Origin of the sequence: Pseudomonas sp. HMSC057H01 (assembly GCF_001836405.1) — a bacterium.
GTDB classification, from domain to species: Bacteria; Pseudomonadota; Gammaproteobacteria; order Pseudomonadales; family Pseudomonadaceae; genus Pseudomonas; species Pseudomonas aeruginosa.
The window spans coordinates 178,521-193,590 of sequence record NZ_KV828511.1 but is presented as its reverse complement, the minus strand read 5'-3'; the positions used below and the strand labels follow the sequence as shown (position 1 = coordinate 193,590).

General features: G+C 68.1%; 12 protein-coding genes and 1 pseudogene. 4 read left to right on the top strand and 9 right to left on the bottom strand.

The features are described 5' to 3' along the window. Nucleotides 1–52 precede the first annotated feature (52 nt). Complete coding sequence (locus tag HMPREF2581_RS23730; protein ID WP_003140383.1) at nt 53–1,981, top strand: DNA/RNA non-specific endonuclease; 1,929 nt, start codon at nt 53–55, stop codon at nt 1,979–1,981. A 3-nt stretch (nt 1,982–1,984) separates the two neighbouring features. Here HMPREF2581_RS23730 and HMPREF2581_RS23725 read toward each other — a convergent pair whose 3' ends face one another. Beyond that, a complete protein-coding gene (locus HMPREF2581_RS23725) occupies nt 1,985–2,893 on the bottom strand; it encodes a LysR family transcriptional regulator (protein ID WP_003140381.1) in 909 nt (302 codons plus the stop codon). An 84-nt stretch (nt 2,894–2,977) separates the two neighbouring features. Between HMPREF2581_RS23725 and HMPREF2581_RS23720 the strand changes: the two genes are divergently transcribed. Both HMPREF2581_RS23720 and HMPREF2581_RS23715 read left to right on the top strand, forming a co-directional pair. After that, nucleotides 2,978–3,409 carry a GlcG/HbpS family heme-binding protein gene (locus HMPREF2581_RS23720; RefSeq protein WP_003082743.1) on the top strand — a complete coding sequence of 144 codons (432 nt, stop codon included), beginning with the start codon at nt 2,978–2,980 and terminating at the stop codon, nt 3,407–3,409. A gap of 5 nt (nt 3,410–3,414) precedes the next feature. Then, nucleotides 3,415–4,194 (top strand): SDR family oxidoreductase, encoded by a 780-nt coding sequence (locus tag HMPREF2581_RS23715; RefSeq protein WP_003140379.1) that lies wholly within the window; start codon nt 3,415–3,417, stop codon nt 4,192–4,194. A 55-nt stretch (nt 4,195–4,249) separates the two neighbouring features. Here HMPREF2581_RS23715 and HMPREF2581_RS23710 read toward each other — a convergent pair whose 3' ends face one another. Next, nucleotides 4,250–5,797, bottom strand: a complete 1,548-nt coding sequence (locus HMPREF2581_RS23710) for a TerC family protein (RefSeq protein ID WP_003082751.1) — start codon at nt 5,795–5,797, stop codon at nt 4,250–4,252. Nucleotides 5,798–6,122: 325 nt separating this feature from the next. On the opposite strand from HMPREF2581_RS23710, the gene HMPREF2581_RS23705 reads away from it, so the two are divergent. Continuing rightward, entirely contained in the window at nt 6,123–6,746 is a 624-nt protein-coding gene (locus tag HMPREF2581_RS23705; protein ID WP_003086873.1) for a class I SAM-dependent DNA methyltransferase, read from the top strand. A gap of 20 nt (nt 6,747–6,766) precedes the next feature. Here the strand turns inward: HMPREF2581_RS23705 and HMPREF2581_RS23700 are convergent, their stop codons facing one another. The 7 genes and pseudogenes from HMPREF2581_RS23700 to HMPREF2581_RS23670 form a co-directional block, all read right to left on the bottom strand. After that, nucleotides 6,767–6,973, bottom strand: coding sequence for a hypothetical protein (locus HMPREF2581_RS23700; RefSeq protein WP_003086874.1), 207 nt, complete (start codon nt 6,971–6,973; stop codon nt 6,767–6,769). A gap of 194 nt (nt 6,974–7,167) precedes the next feature. Next, nucleotides 7,168–8,280, bottom strand: a complete 1,113-nt coding sequence (locus HMPREF2581_RS23695; RefSeq protein ID WP_003140369.1) for an alkene reductase — start codon at nt 8,278–8,280, stop codon at nt 7,168–7,170. Between the two features lie 283 nt (nt 8,281–8,563). Further along, entirely contained in the window at nt 8,564–9,889 is a 1,326-nt protein-coding gene (locus tag HMPREF2581_RS23690; protein ID WP_003086877.1) for a two-component response regulator AauR, read from the bottom strand. Further along, the gene (locus HMPREF2581_RS23685) at nt 9,886–11,787 is read right to left on the bottom strand and encodes a sensor histidine kinase (protein ID WP_003140368.1); all 1,902 of its coding nucleotides are present in this window, start codon (nt 11,785–11,787) and stop codon (nt 9,886–9,888) included. Before HMPREF2581_RS23685 ends, HMPREF2581_RS23690 begins: the two co-directional genes overlap by 4 nt. 95 nt (nt 11,788–11,882) lie before the next feature. Next, nucleotides 11,883–12,971: an asparaginase gene (locus HMPREF2581_RS23680; protein WP_003109247.1), complete on the bottom strand. Its 1,089-nt coding sequence runs from the start codon at nt 12,969–12,971 to the stop codon at nt 11,883–11,885. Nucleotides 12,972–13,056: 85 nt separating this feature from the next. Beyond that, complete coding sequence (gene ggt / locus HMPREF2581_RS23675) at nt 13,057–14,730, bottom strand: gamma-glutamyltransferase (protein WP_003086881.1); 1,674 nt, start codon at nt 14,728–14,730, stop codon at nt 13,057–13,059. A gap of 77 nt (nt 14,731–14,807) precedes the next feature. Further along, nucleotides 14,808–15,070 (bottom strand): annotated as a pseudogene (locus HMPREF2581_RS23670) (amino acid ABC transporter ATP-binding protein); the annotation flags it as partial.

Sequence of the window (15,070 nt, the reverse complement as noted above, 5' to 3'; positions counted from 1 at the left end):
GTCCCTCGGCTAGACTCCTGCCAGGGATATCCGCCCAGCGAGGGACATGGCCATGCGCAAGCGCAACCCCCGGCGGGCCACGCCGGAAGAACTGCGGGTCTGCTCGGTACTGAAGGAAAAGGGCACCCGCGAGGAACTCGCCCACCTCGCCGCCCGCGGTGAGTGGAGCAACGTGCCGGCATACAACGCCAGCCGCGAGCAGATCGCCGACCACCTGGGCAAGAGCGTGTCGCCGGAATCCGACGCCTCGTTCTTCGACTCGCGGCGTTTCAGCGAGGCGATCATCTTGCTCAAGAGCCGGCCGGTGCTGCTGGTGAAGAACGGTATCTTCGACGAAGCGCCGCTGGCCGGCCTGGAGCAGCGCCTGAAGAAGCATCGCGCCGCGCTGGCCACGCCGATCCGCTCGGTCGGTCGGCTGGAATTGATCGACCACGACAGCATGGACTGGTGCGGTACCGGCTGGCGCATCGAGGACGACCTGATCGTCACCAACCGGCATGTCGCCAGCCTGTTCGCCGAACGCCAGGGCAGCCTGTTCCGCTTCCGTCTCAACCAGGCTGGCAAGCAGGTGCGCACCCGCGTGGACTTCCGCGAGGAATACCGCCAGCCGGAAAGCGACGAGCATGTGATCGCGCGGGTCCTGTGGATCGCCCCGGACGTCTCCGAGGCGCCGGACATGGCGATCCTCCAGGTAGTGAAGGGCGACCTGCTGCCGCCGCCGCTGGTCCTCGCGCGCCAGGATGCCGAGCCGCGCCAGGCGGTGGCGGTGGTCGGCTATCCGGCGCGCGACAGCCGCAACGACGCCGGGGCGATGGAAGATATCTTCGGCAACATCTACGACGTCAAGCGTTTCGCTCCCGGCGAAGTCGTGGGATTGCCCCATGACGCCTGGTACCTCACCCACGACTGCTCGACCCTGGGCGGCAATTCTGGCTCGGCGGTGCTTTCGATCGACGGCGGCGAGGTGGTCGGCCTGCACTTCGGCGGCCAGTTCCGCAAGACCAACTATGCGGTGAAGGCCAGCGTGATCCGCAGCCTGCTGGCGCGTCGCGCCTGGGTGCCGGTGGCCGGGGCGGAGCTGAAGCGCGGCGCGCCGCGCTTCCAGGAAAAGCAGCGCAGCGTCGCCGACCTGGCCGAGCGAAAGGGTTTCGACGAGGCCTTCCTCGGGCCGAAGGCGGCCTTGCCCAAGCCGGGCAAGAGCCACCAGGTGCTGCCGGTGGGCAAGGGCACGCGCCTGGACTATCTGCATTTCTCGGTGGTGATGAGCGCCAGCCGGCGCTTGCCGATCCTCACCGCGGTGAATATCGACGGCGCGCTCAAGCGTTCGCTCAAGCGCAAGGATTCCTGGGGCTTCGACCCGCGCATCGAGGCGGCCGTGCAGGTCGGACACAAGGACTTCTACGGTCCGGCTTCGTTCGACAAGGGCCACATGGTGCGTCGCGAGGATCCCGGCTGGGGCGACAGCGATGCCATCGCCCGGCAGGCCGAGGACGACACCTTCGTCTACACCAACGCGGTACCCCAGGTGGCGCAGCTCAACCAGCGCAGCTGGCTGTCGCTGGAGGACTACGTGCTGCAGAACGCCAGGAGCGTGGGCTTCCGCATCTCGGTGTTCACCGGCCCGGTGTTCCGCGACGACGATCCGCTCTACCAGGGCGTGCAGGTGCCGCTGGAGTTCTGGAAGGTGGTGGCGATGATCGACGCCGACAGCGGCGAACTGGGAGTGTCCGCCTACCTGCTGGGGCAGGAAGGGATGATGCCCAGCGAAGGCTTCCGCTACGGTGCGTTCAAGACCTACCAGGTGCCGTTGGCGAAGGTCGAGGCCAGCGCCGACCTGCGTTTCTCCAGCGCCCTGCGCAAGGCCGACGTGCTCGCCGGCACGCCGCTGGAGGAGGCGCTGGAAAGCGGACGCTTCATCGAGATCGACGGACCGGACGACCTCCTGCTGAGCCGGCCGGGGCCGGCCGGCAAGGGCCGCTGAGGTTCAGGCCGGCTGCCGCCACTCGCGTAGCAGTTCGATGAAGGCGCGCAGCTTGGCCGGTACGTGGCGGCGGTTCAGGTAATACAGCCACATCGGCGGCAGCGGCAGGCAACTGCCAGGCAGCACTTCCACCAGGCGCCCGGCGGCGAGGTCCGCGGCGACCCGCTCGCGGATGAATGCCTGGGCGATCCCGGCGCCGGCGCGGGCCGCCTCGATGATCGTCTCGGTGTCGGTGCTGACGAAGCGTGCCGGCAGGTCCACTTCCAGTTCCCGCCCGTCTTCCCGCAAGCGCCACTTGTGCAGGCGGCCGCTGCGCGGGAAACGGAAGCGCACGGCGGCATGCCCATCGAGGTCGGCGACGCTGGCCGGCGTACCGTGCTCGGCGAGGTAGGCCGGAGTGGCCACCAGCAGGCACGCGAGCGGCGCTGTCAGTTGCACCCCGACCATGCCCGGCTGCAGGGCGTCGGCCAGGCGGATGCCGGCATCCAGCCGTTCCCTGACGATATCCACCAACTGGTCCTCGTAGCGGATCTCCAGTTGCACCTTCGGGTAGCGTCGCACGAACTCGTTGAGCATCGGTGCGATCACCAGGTTCTTCGCCAGGTGCAGGGCGCTGATGCGCAACTGCCCGGAGGGTTCCGCGAGGCTTTCGCCGAGCGCTTCGCGGGCGCGCACCAGGTCGCGGTAGGGCTGTTCGGTCTGTTCGTGGTAGCGCTGCCCGGCCTCGCTCAGGCTGACCCCGCGGGTGGTGCGGTGGAACAGCTTGAGACGCAGCTCGGCTTCCAGTTGGTTGATCGCCTGGCTCACCGCCGCCGGCGTCACCCCGAGCAGGGCGGCGGCGCGGGTGAAGCTGCCGGTGTCGGCGACCTGCCTGAAGACATGCAGGCCGGCGAGGGGATCGCGTCGATTCATTGTTAGAAAAACTTGAAAGTCTACGTAGGAGAAGGCCGGTTCTGTTAAAGCTTCGACCTTTCTAGACTGGCCCGCAAGCACTCGATGAGGACGCCGGCCATGTCTACCCACCTGTCTCTGCAACATGCCCAACGCTGCATCGCGGCGGCCATTGCCGAAGCGCAGCGGCAGCGCCTGGCGGTCTGCGTCGCGGTGGTCGACGCCCATGCCAACCTGCTGGCGTTCGTACGGATGGACGACAGCGTTCCCGGTGCCATCGACCTGGCCCAGCGCAAGGCGCGCAGCGCCGCGCTGTTCCGCCTGCCCAGCGGCGAGCTGGGCCGACTCGCCGGGCCGGGCCAGCCGTTGTGGAGCATCGAGCAGAGCAACGGCGGGCTGGCCTGCTTCGCCGGCGGCATGCCGCTGGGCGATGCCGGCGGTTCCTGCCTGGGTGGCGTCGGCGTCTCCGGCGCCAGCGCGGCCCAGGACCAATCCATCGCCGAGGCCGCCGTGGCCATGGCAACAATCCAGAGGTAATCGAGATGAAACAGAAGCGAATCCTGGTGACCGGGGCCGGCAGCGGCTTCGGTCGGGAAGTGGCGTTGCGCCTGGCCGCCCGCGGCCATCGGACGATCGCCGGCGTGCGCGGCGCCGGGCAGGCCGCCGACCTGCGCGAAGAGGCCGGGCGGCGTGGCGTCCCGCTGCGGGTGGAAACCCTCGACATCACCGTCGCCGCCGATCGCGAACGCGCCTGGGAATCGGATATCGACGTGCTGCTGAACAACGCCGGCAGCGCCGAGGCCGGGGCCAGCGCGGAGATCCCGCTGGAACTGGTGCGCGCGCTGTTCGAGACCAACGTGTTCGCCAACCTGGAACTGACCCAGGGTTTCGTCCGGCGCATGGTCGAGCAGAAGCGTGGCGGCAAGGTGCTCTTCGTGTCGTCCATCGCCGGCCTGATCACCGGACCCTATACCGGTCCCTACTGCGCCTCCAAGCATGCCCTGGAGGCCTTCGCCGAGGCCCTGCATGCCGAACTGAAGCCGTTCGGCATCCAGGTCGGCACCATCAATCCCGGCCCGTACCAGACCGGCTTCAACGATCGCATGATGGAAACCTGGAAACGCTGGTACGACCCGCAGCGCCACTTCACCGACCACAGCGGCGTGCGCTTTCCCTTCGAGCAGTACGATCCGGAGGAAATGATCGCGCGGATGGTCGAGCTGGCCGAGGCCGACGAAGGACCGTTCCGCACCCTGTTGCCGGAAGCTTTCGTCGAGGTGGTGAAGGACGAGCAGGTGCAGGCCTGGCAGCGCCGCCTGTAGCGGTCTGCCGCTGCGCCGGGGAGGGCGGCGGCCGGATCGGCGGCCGCCGCTTCGCTCAGCCCCTGCGCAGCAGGACCCGGGTCACCCGGCGTTCTTCCACTTCCACCACCCGCAGTTCCCAGTCCTGCCACTGCAGGCGGTCGCCGATCACCGGCAGGCGGTCGAGCAGGCTCATCACCAGCCCGGCGAGGGTCTGGTAGTCCTCCGTGGCGCGCGCGTCGAACCCCACGCGTCGACGCACCTGGCTGAGGTTCATGGCACCGCTGACCAGGTAGCCGTCGTTCTCCTCGACCACGTCCGGACCGTCGATCTCGCTGGCGTCGGGCAGCTCGCCGGCGATGGATTCGAGAATGTCGGTCAGGGTCAGCAGGCCGATGAATTCGCCGAACTCGTTGACCACGAAGGCCACGTGGGTCGAGGCCTCGCGCATCTGCTCCAGGGCATTGAGGATCGAACAGTCCTGCAACAGGTTGAGCGGCTGGCGGGCCAGGCTTTCCAGGTCCGGCTGGGCGCCGGCGAGCAGCTCCTTGAGCAGTTCCTTCTTGTGCACGTAGCCCAGCGGCTCCTCGACGCGCCCGTCGCGCACCAGTGGCAGGCGCGAGTAGGACGATTCGAGCAGCGCCGCGCGGATCGCCTCGCGGCCGCTGTCGAGGTCGATGCAGTCGACCTCGGCGCGTACCGTCATCAGGCTGCGGATGGGCTTCTCGGCCAATTGCAGCACACCGCTGATCATCACCCGCTCGCGGCGGTCGAAGACCACCTGGTCGTCGCCCTCCTCGAACAGGTCGGCGACTTCCTCGCCGACCTCGTCGGCCTCCAGGCGCTGGCCGCCGAGCAGGCGCAGCACCGCATGGGCGGTACGTGCGCGCAGCGGGCGGTGGCCCTGCAGGCTCTTCTTGCGGCGCTTGCGGGCGACCTGGTTGAACACCTCGATGAGGATCGAGAAGCCGATGGCCGCGTACAGGTAGCCTTTCGGGATATGGAAGCCCAGGCCCTCGGCGGTCAGGCTGAAGCCGATCATCATCAGGAAGCCCAGGCACAGCATGATCACCGTCGGGTGACGATTGACGAAGCGGGTCAGCGGCTTGCTGGCGACGATCATCAGGCCGATGGAGACGATCACCGCGATCATCATCACTTCCAGGTGCTCGACCATGCCCACTGCGGTGATCACCGCGTCGAGCGAGAACACCGCGTCGAGCACCACGATCTGCGCGACGATCGGCCAGAACAGCGCGTAGGTCTTGTTGCCGGCGTGCTGGGCGACATGGCCTTCGAGGCGTTCGTGCAGCTCCATGGTGGCCTTGAACAGCAGGAACACGCCACCGAACAGCATGATCAGGTCGCGGCCGGAGAAGCTCTTGCCGAATACCTCGAACAGCGGCTCGGTGAGGGTCACCATCCACGAGATGCTCGCCAGCAGGCCCAGGCGCATCAGCAGCGCCAGCGACAGGCCGAGGACCCGGGCGCGGTCGCGCAGGTGCGGCGGCAGCTTGTCGGCGAGGATCGCGATGAACACCAGGTTGTCGATGCCGAGGACGATCTCCAGCACGATCAGGGTCGCCAGGCCGAGCCAGGCAGTCGGGTCAGCTATCCATTCCATGTGCGCTTACCTCCCGGTCCGGCTGGCCGTCGCGCTGGCGCGACGCTGCACGGCGCGGCTGCGGCAGCCGGCGGTGACGGAGGGGGACGAGGCGAGGGATTCGGCGTCGAGGGGCGGACGCAGGTGGCGAAGGCGAAGCGGGGAGGGTTGTCCGGAAGGACGACTGGGGGGCTCCGAAAGGGTGGTCATGATGGCCATTGAGAGTCAAAGGGAAGTCGATCCTACTGTGTCGCGGGCCCTCGCCACAGCGGGAAACTATTACAAAACCTTAGGCGAAACCCGTGCCGGCGCTAGACTGGGCGGAACCCCGCCACTGCGAGCAGACATGAGCACCGAGGATTTCGACGCGATCACCGCCACCACCCTGGCCGACTATCAGCGCAACGCCGAAGGCTTCCGCGAGGGCACCCGCGGCCATGACGTGAGCCAGAACGTCGAGGCGCTGCTGCGCCATATCGACGGGCCGCCGCCGTACCGGATCCTCGATTTCGGCTGCGGTCCCGGGCGCGACCTGGCCACCTTCCGCCGCCTCGGCCACCAGCCGGTGGGACTCGAAGGCACGCCGCGCTTCGTCGAGATGGCCAGGGCCGACAGCGGTTGCGAGGTATGGCAACAGAATTTCCTGGCGCTGCGACTGCCGGCTGGGCACTTCGACGGCATCTTCGCCAACGCCAGCCTGTTCCATGTGCCCGGCAGCGCCTTGCCGCGGGTGCTCGGCGAACTCTTCGAAGCGCTGCGGCCGGGCGGCGTGCTGTTCAGCTCCAACCCGCGCGGCGACAACCGCGAGGGCTGGAATGGCCAACGCTACGGTGCCTACCACGATTACCCGGCCTGGAAACGCCTGCTGGAGGAAGCCGGTTTCGTCGAGCTGGAGCACTACTACCGGCCGCCGGGCCTGCCGCGCGAGCAGCAGCCCTGGCTGGCGAGCGTCTGGCGGCGCCCCGTCTGAAGGCGCCCCGTCTGAAGGCGCTAGAGGGTCTGCCGGTGCGGCGTGCCGAGCACGCTGCGGTACTGGTCGAGGCGCTTCGGCGAGAGGTCGCTGCGTTCCAGGCTGTCGAGGGCGTAGGACTTGATTTCGGCGTCGCTGTAGGGGCGCTCGACGCTGCGCGGCGGGTTGGCGCAACCGGCCAGGACGACCAGGCTGGCGGCCAGGGAGACGATCAGGGACTTGCTCATGGCGGATTCCTCGAAATGTTCCTCGATGCTATCGGTGGTCCCCCCTGTCCAGGAAATCAGGCCTATTAATAATGAATATCTGGCGAATTGAGTCTAGGTCCCGCCAGCCGTGGGTTCTAGTCGACCAAAGGCGAGGTTGTGGCGGCATGTTTCGCCAACCGGCCGCGCGCTCGCGGTCCGGTCGGCTAGGGGTTTCAACCGGCCGCCTGCGGCAGGCTCGGGTAGTCGGTGTAGCCGGCGGCGCCGCCACCGAAGTAGGTCGAGCGGTCGCCGTCGGCCAGCGCCAGGTCGTGCTCCAGGCGGTAGGGCAGGTCAGGGTTGGCGATGAACGGCCGGCCGAAGCCGATCAGGTCGGCCCAGCCCTTGGCCAGGGCTTCCTCGGCGCGCGCCTTGGTGTACATGCCGGAGTAGATCAGGCTGCCACGGTAGACGATGCGCAACGCTTCCTTGAACGCCGCCGGCATGGCCGGGGCGTCTTCCCAGTCGGCCTCGGCGATGTGGATGTAGGCCACGCCGATCTCGTCCAGTAGCCGCGCCGCGGCCAGGTAGGTGGCTTGCGGGGTGTCGTCGACCGCGCCCTGCAGGGTGGTCAGCGGCGCCAGGCGCACGCCGATGCGCTCCCTGCCGACCACCGCGGTGACCGCCTCGGCGACTTCGCGGAGGAAGCGCAGGCGGTTCTCCAGCGAGCCGCCGTATTGGTCGTTGCGCGCATTGGCCTGGGAGTCGATGAACTGGTTGATCAGGTAGCCGTTGGCGCCGTGCAGCTCGACCCCGTCGAAGCCGGCGTCGAGGGCGTTGCGTGCGGCCTGGGCATAGTCGGCGACGATCTCCCGGATTTCCTCCACGGCCAGCGCACGCGGCGCCGAGTGCTGGACCATCTCGCCGCCGCCGGCCTGCGCTCCGCGGCCCTGGGGATCGACGAAGACCTTCACGCCTTCGGCCACCAGCGCCGAGGAGGACACCGGGGCGGCGTTGCCCGGTTGCAGCGAGGTGTGCGAGACCCTGCCGACGTGCCAGAGCTGGGCGAAGATGCGCCCGCCGGCGGCGTGCACCGCGTCGGTGACCTGGCGCCAGCCGGCGACCTGCTCGGCGCTGTGGATGCCCGGTGTCCAGGCGTAGCCCTGGCCCTGCCGGCTGATCTGGGTGCCTTCGGAAACGATCAGGCCGGCGCCGGCGCGCTGGCTGTAGTACTCGGCCATCAGCGCGGTGGCGACTTCACCACTGGCGGCTCGGGAACGGGTCATCGGCGGCATGACGATGCGATTGGGGAGGGTCAGGTGGCCAAAGGCATAGGGGCTGAACAGCATGATGGCGATCTCGCTCGTGAGGCCGGCCGTGGCGCGGCGCGCTGGAAGAAGGTGAGCGCATTATTGGCGGAACGATTCGTGCGAAAAACCGCTGCCAGGGAAAATGACACTTGAGTTCAATTCACGAATGCCCGGATAGCGCATTCCCCACACCGGCGGGTAGGGCGAATAACGCCCCTGGCGTTATCCGCCGAGCGGAATCGCAGGCGGGTGAGAAATGCCGGATGAAGCATCGCGTCCTGCGCCCCACGCCAGGCGGGCAGGGCGAAGAGGGCGCTCCGGCCTATTGCAGGCCGTACTTCTTCACCTTGTCGAACAGCGTGGTCTTGGCCATGCCCAGGTCCTGGCTGGCCTGGGTCAGGTTGCCGTGGTGGCGGGCCAGGGCGTCGCCGAGCAGGGCCTTCTCGAATGCCTCCACCGCTTCGGCGAAGCGCGGGCCGCCGGTCTGTACGGCCTGGCCGCCCTTGTTGAACACCGGCAGGCCGAGGGCGAAGCGTTCGGCGACGTTGCGCAGTTCGCGCACGTTGCCCGGCCAGTCGTGGGCCATCAGGCTGGCCACGGTGGCACGGTCGAGTTCCGGCGCGGGGCGGTCGAAGCGCAGCGAGGATTGCTGAAGGAAGTGTTCGAAGAGCAGCAGGATGTCCTCGCGGCGGTCGCGCAGTGCCGGCAGTTCCAGGCTCACCACGTTGAGCCGGTAGTAGAGGTCGCTGCGGAACTGGCCGCTCTTGCCCATGGCGGCGAGGTCCGCCTTGGTCGCCGCGATCACCCGGCAGTCCACCGGGATCGACTGGTTCGAGCCGAGGCGTTCCAGGGTGTGTTCCTGCAACACCCGCAGCAGCTTGATCTGCAGGTTGACCGGCATGCTCTCGATCTCGTCGAGGAACAGCGTGCCGCCGTTGGCATGCTCGATCTTGCCGATCCGCCGCTTGTTGGCACCGGTGAAGGCGTGCGCCTCGTGGCCGAATATCTCGCTGTCGAACAGGTTCTCCGGCAGGCCGCCGCAGTTCAGCGCGACGAAGGCATGCTGGTGGCGCCGGCTGTAGTCGTGGAGGCAGCGCGCCACCAGCTCCTTGCCGGTGCCGGTCTCGCCGAGGATCAGCACGTTGGCCGAGGTGTCGCCGACGTTGGCGATCAGCTCGCGCAACGCCTGGATCGCCGGCGAGCGGCCGATGATCCGTTGCGCCAGGTCCTGGCGGCCGGCCAACTGGCGACGCAGCGCGCTGACCTCGCGGGCCAGCCCGCGCTGCTCCAGGGCGCGGCGGGCGACCTCGACCAGGCGTTCCGGAGAGAAGGGCTTCTCCATGAAGTCGTAGGCGCCGGCGTGCATCGCCTGTACCGCCATGGAGATGTCGCCGTGACCGGTGATCAGCACCACCGGCAGGCTCGGGTCGAGGGCCTTGAGACGCTCCAGCAGGGTCAGGCCGTCGATGCCGGGCAGGCGGATGTCGCTGACGACGATGCCGGCGAAGTCGCGGTCGACCCGTTGCAGCGCCTCCTCGGCGCTGCCGACGCCGATGCAGGGGATGTCCTCCAGCTCCAGCGCCTGCTGGCAGCCGAGCAAGACATGCGGATCGTCTTCGACGATCAGGACGGAAAGCGGCTCGTTCATCGGGCGGGACTCGCAGTCGGGGAATCGGGAACCAGGGACAGGCTCAGCTCGAAGGCGGTTCCGCCGCTTTCGGGGTGCTGCACGCTGAGGCTGCCGCCGGCGGCGGTGGCCAGGCTGGCCGAGAGGGTCAGGCCGAGGCCCAGGCCATGTTCGCCGGGCTTGGTGGTGAAGAAGGGTTCGAACAGGTGGACGCGCGCCGCCGGCGGGATACCGGGGCCGTTGTCGCGCACGCGCAGGACGTAGCGCTCCTCCTCGCGCCGGCCTTCCAGCCAGAGCTGGCGGTCGGCCTGCCCGCTCATGGCGTCGAGGGCGTTGGCCAGCAGGTTGACCAGGATCTGCTCCAGGCGGGTCTGGTCGATGCCCAGGCGCACATCGTCGAAATGCCGGTGCAGGGTCGGCGGGTCCTGCTCCAGGCGCCCGTGCAGGATCAGCAGCGCCGCGTCCACCGCCTTGGCCAGGCTGGCCTGGCCGGCGTCGTCGCTGCGCCGGGCGAAGGCACGCAGGCTGGCGGTGATGCGGCCCATGCGGTCGACCAGTTCATTGATGGTGGCGAGGTTGGTGCTGGCGGTCTCCAGTTTGCCGCGCTGGAGGAAGCGCACGGTGTTGCCGGACAGCGTACGCAGCGCCGCCAGTGGTTGGTTGAGTTCGTGGGCGATGCTGGTGGACATCTGCCCGATCACCGCCAGCTTGCCGGCCTGGACCAGTTCGTCCTGGGCCTTGCGCAGGGTGTCCTCGGCCTGCTGGCGCTCGTGGATCTCGGCGGTCAGGCGTGCGTTGCTGGCCTGCAGGTCGGCGGTGCGTTCGGCGATCTTCACTTCCAGCTCGCCGTTGGCCCGTTGCAGCGCCTCGCGCGCGGCGAGGCGGGTGGCGAGTACCTTGCGCCGCTCGTTCCAGGCGATCAGCAGGAAGGCCAGGAGGGCGAAACCGATGGCGGCCAGCATGCCATTGCGCACCGCGTCGCGGCGCAGGTCTTCCAGCGGGCTGAGCAGGGTCAGGTTCCACGGCGTGTCATTCAGCGCGCGGGTCTGCGCCAGGTAGGTGACCGCTTCGCCGCGCGGGTGCTGCTCATCGGCGGGGAAACTGAGCTTCTCCACTCCGGCGGCCAGCGGCTCGCGCAGCAGCGGCTGCCACTCGTTCAGCGCCCACCAGTAGTACTGCATGCTGCGCGCCAGGCGCTCCTTGTCGTCGGCGCTCAGGGAGCGCACCGCCTTCAGGCGCAGGGCAGGGTTGCTGGAGAGGATGATGATGCCGTTCTCGTCGCTGACGAAGGCTTCCAGGCGCGCCTTCTCCCAGCGCTCCTCGAGGGCGTCCATCTTCACCTTGACCACCGCCACGCCGATGATCCGGCCGCCGTGGACCAGGCCGTGGGCCAGGTAGTAGCCCGGCTCGCCGCGGGTGCTGCCGATGCCGTAGAAGCGGCCCGGCTTGCCCTTCATCGCGTCCTGCCAGTAGGCGCGGAACGACAGGTCCTCGCCGAGGTAGCTGTCCGGGTCGCTCCAGTTGCTGGTGGCCAGGACCCGGCCGTTGGTGTCCAGCAGGTACACCGCGCGGCTGCCGGCGCGGCGGTTGAGGCCTTCGAGGTAGGCGTTGACCTGGTTGCGCCGGTATGGCGTCGGGTCGGTGAGCAGGTGGCTGACGCTGCGCTCCAGCTCCAGCAGGCTGGGCAGGTAGGTGTACTTGCTGATCTCGCTCTCGACCGTCCGCGCATGCAGCTCCAGCTGGCGTTCGCCATTCTCGGCGAGGGCACGGATGCCGGCGCTCTCGCTGATCCGGTAGCCGCCGTAGCCGAAGCCGAGCATCAGCAGGAGCAGGGGAATGGGGAGCAGCAACTGGCGGACGAGGCGGGGCTTCACGGTCAGTGACGGAGGTACGCTGCAGGGCGGGTCGGGGGATTCCATCACAGTCGTCGCGGCTAGGCCAGCCCGCCGCCACGATGGGCGGCGGAGCGGGCGGTTTTCCGGCACGGCCGGCAGGCGGCGCCGGAAGGGTTCACTCAGTATTCCCAGAAGATCCGTTGCAGCTCCTTGCTGTCCTGGGTCTTGGTCATCGCGACCGCGGCCAGGATGCGCGCCTTCTGCGGGTTCAGGTCGTGGGCGACGATCCAGTCGTTCTTGTCGTCCGGCTGCTCGGCGTTGCGCAGGACGAAGCCGCCGGCATTGACGTGCGAGGAGCGGATGATCTGCACGCCCTGCTTGCGCAGTTCCTGCAGGGTCGGCACCACGCGCGCGGGCACCGAGCCGTTGCCGGTGCCGGCATGGATGATCGCCTTGGCGCCGGCCTGGGCCAGGGCCTTGTAGGCGGTGTCGCTGACGTTGCCGTAGCTGTAGGCGATTTCCACCGGAGCCAGCGCGGAGATCTGCTTGATGTCGAACTCGGAGTTCACCGTGTGCCGCTTCACCGGTGCGCGGAACCAGTAGCTCTTACCCTCGACCACCATGCCCAGCGGGCCCCACGGGCTCTTGAACGCTTCGGTCTTGATGTTGACCATCTTGCTCGCGTCGCGGCCGGAGAGAATCTCGTCGTTCATGGTGATCAGCACGCCCTTGCCGCGCGCCGACTTGTCGCCGGCCACCGCCACGGCGTTGTACAGGTTGAGCATGCCGTCGGCGGACATCGCGGTGCCCGGGCGCATCGAGCCGACCACCACGATGGGCTTCTCGGTGTGCTCGACCAGGGTCAGGAAGTAGGCAGTCTCTTCCAGGGTGTCGGTACCGTGGGTGATCACGATGCCGTCGACGTCGTCGCTATCGGCCAGCTTGGCGACGGTCTTGCCCAGTTCCAGCAGGTTCTCGTTGGTGAAGCTTTCCGAGGCGATCTGGAACACCTGTTGGCCGCGGACGTTGGCGATGTCCTTGAGCTGCGGCACGCTGGCCAGCAACTGGTCGACCGGCACCTTGGCGGCGGTGTAGGTGGCGCTGTTGGCGGCGCTGGCGCCGGCGCCGGCGATGGTACCGCCGGTGGCCAGGATGACCACGTTGGACAGTTTCTGTTGCGGTGCGACTTCCTTGGCCTGGGCGGCCTGCGGCAGCAGGAGCATCAGGGCCATAACACCGGGGGCGAACGCGTGGAGCAATGGCTTCATGGCGATATCTCGTGTCGGTAGGTTGGTAGGGTTATCGTCGTTGCACGCAATCAGGCGCGGGCGGCGTCGGCCGCCCGCCGTCCTGTCAGGGTTTCACCACCAGGCCGACGCCGCGGCCACGGGGATCGGAGGCGGTCTCCAGGGCCTTGCCGTCGACGCGGATGGCCTGGATATCGCCCATGTTCCAGCCCTGGTCCTCCAGGGTGTAGCCCATCGCCTTCAGCTCCTCGGCGACCTTGCCGGCGAGCGGCGCGTAGGCGTCGTAGTAGATCGTGTCCTTGGGCAGCAACTGGTGGTGCACGCGCTGCGCGGCCACGGCCTTCTCCAGCGGCAGGTGGAAGTCGTAGATGTTGTTCAGCACCTGGAAGATCGAGGTGAAGATCCGCGAGCCGCCGGGCGTGCCGACCACCAGGCTGACCTTGCCGTCGCGGGTGACGATGCTCGGGCTCATCGAGGAGAGCATGCGCTTGCCCGGCTCGATGGCGTTGGCGTCGCTGCCGACCACGCCGAAGGCGTTGGCCACGCCCGGTTTGGCGCTGAAGTCGTCCATCTCGTCGTTGAGCAGGAAGCCGGCGCCCTTGACCACCACGCCGCTGCCGAAGTCCCAGTTGAGGGTGTAGGTGTTGCTCACCGCGTTGCCGTCGGCGTCGACGATGGAGAAGTGCGTGGTCTGGTGCGGTTCCAGGCCGGGACGGACCTTCTCGGTCGGCGAGATCGCCGTCGGGTTGACCTCGGCGGCACGCTGCTTCAGGTATGCCGGATCGGTCAGGCGCGCCACCGGGACCTTGGAGAAGTCCGGATCGCCGAGGTAGTCGGCGCGGTCGGCGAACACGCGTTTCTCGATCTCCGCCAGCAGGTGGATGTAGCGCGCGGAATTCAGCTCGACGCCCTTGAAGTCGGCGGCACGGTTTTCCTTGATGCCCAGCAACTGGGCCAGGGCGATCCCGCCGGAGCTTGGCAGCGGCGCGGTATAGAGTGTGTTGCCCTGCCAGTCGACGCGCATCGGTTCGCGCCACCTGACCTTGTAGTCGGCGAGGTCCTGGTGGGTGATCAGTCCCTTGTCCTGCTGCATCTGTGCCACCAGCAGGTCGGCGGTATGGCCTTTGTAGAACTCGTCCGGGCCCTTGTCGGCGATACGCTCCAGGGTCTTCGCCAGGTCCGGCTGGAGGAACGCCTCGCCGGCCTTCATGTGGCCGAAGTAGTCGCCGAAGTTGGTCTTGCCGTTGAACAGCGCGACGGCGTCCTGGCGGTACTGGAACTGCTTGTCGGCGACCTTGAAGCCCTTTTGCGCGTAGCCGATGGCCGGGGTCAGCAGCTCGCTCCAGGGCAGCTTGCCGAAACGCTTGTGGGCTTCCCAGAGGCCCATCACGGTGCCCGGCACGCCGGCGGCCTTGGCGCCGACCAGGCTGAGGTTCTCGATCACCTCGCCCTTGTCGTCCAGGTACATGGTTTTGCTCGCGGCCTTCGGCGCCACCTCGCGGTAGTCGAGGAAGTACGGCTTGCCGTCCATGTACAGGGTCATGAAGCCGCCGCCGCCGATGTTGCCGGCCTCGGGGTAGGTGACCGCCAGGGTGAAGGCGGTGGCCACCGCGGCGTCCACCGCGTTGCCGCCGGCCTTGAGGATCTGCGCGGCGACCTTGGCGCCGTACTCGTCGGGCGCGGCGACGGCGCCGCCGTCGAGCGTGGCGGCGAAGGCCGAGGAGGATGCGGCGGCAATGGCGACGCCGAGGGACAGGGTTCTGAAGAGCACAGGTTGCATGGGCTTTCCCTATTTATTGTTATCGCAGGCGAGGGTAGAGCAGGCCCCCGCCGGGCGGGCCGGCGAGGGCGGGTACATCAGTGCGGGAGGATCTTGGCGAGGAACTGCTGGGCGCGTTCGGAGCGGGCGCTGACGTCGCCGAAGAACTCCTCCTTCTCGCAGTCTTCCACGATCTGCCCGCGGTCCATGAAGATCACCCGGTTGGCGACCTTGCGCGCGAAGCCCATCTCGTGGGTCACGCACATCATGGTCATGCCTTCGTGGGCCAGCTGGACCATCACGTCGAGCACTTCGTTGACCATTTCCGGGTCGAGCGCCGAGGTCGGCTCGTCGAACAGCA

Coding starts and splice junctions, on each gene's coding strand:
- HMPREF2581_RS23730 (WP_003140383.1), top strand. CDS start 53: ATGCGCAAGCGCAACCCCCGGCGGGCCACGCCGGAAGAACTGCGGGTC.
- HMPREF2581_RS23725 (WP_003140381.1), bottom strand. CDS start 2,893: ATGAATCGACGCGATCCCCTCGCCGGCCTGCATGTCTTCAGGCAGGTC.
- HMPREF2581_RS23720 (WP_003082743.1), top strand. CDS start 2,978: ATGAGGACGCCGGCCATGTCTACCCACCTGTCTCTGCAACATGCCCAA.
- HMPREF2581_RS23715 (WP_003140379.1), top strand. CDS start 3,415: ATGAAACAGAAGCGAATCCTGGTGACCGGGGCCGGCAGCGGCTTCGGT.
- HMPREF2581_RS23710 (WP_003082751.1), bottom strand. CDS start 5,797: ATGGAATGGATAGCTGACCCGACTGCCTGGCTCGGCCTGGCGACCCTG.
- HMPREF2581_RS23705 (WP_003086873.1), top strand. CDS start 6,123: ATGAGCACCGAGGATTTCGACGCGATCACCGCCACCACCCTGGCCGAC.
- HMPREF2581_RS23700 (WP_003086874.1), bottom strand. CDS start 6,973: ATGAGCAAGTCCCTGATCGTCTCCCTGGCCGCCAGCCTGGTCGTCCTG.
- HMPREF2581_RS23695 (WP_003140369.1), bottom strand. CDS start 8,280: ATGCTGTTCAGCCCCTATGCCTTTGGCCACCTGACCCTCCCCAATCGC.
- HMPREF2581_RS23690 (WP_003086877.1), bottom strand. CDS start 9,889: ATGAACGAGCCGCTTTCCGTCCTGATCGTCGAAGACGATCCGCATGTC.
- HMPREF2581_RS23685 (WP_003140368.1), bottom strand. CDS start 11,787: ATGGAATCCCCCGACCCGCCCTGCAGCGTACCTCCGTCACTGACCGTG.
- HMPREF2581_RS23680 (WP_003109247.1), bottom strand. CDS start 12,971: ATGAAGCCATTGCTCCACGCGTTCGCCCCCGGTGTTATGGCCCTGATG.
- ggt (WP_003086881.1), bottom strand. CDS start 14,730: ATGCAACCTGTGCTCTTCAGAACCCTGTCCCTCGGCGTCGCCATTGCC.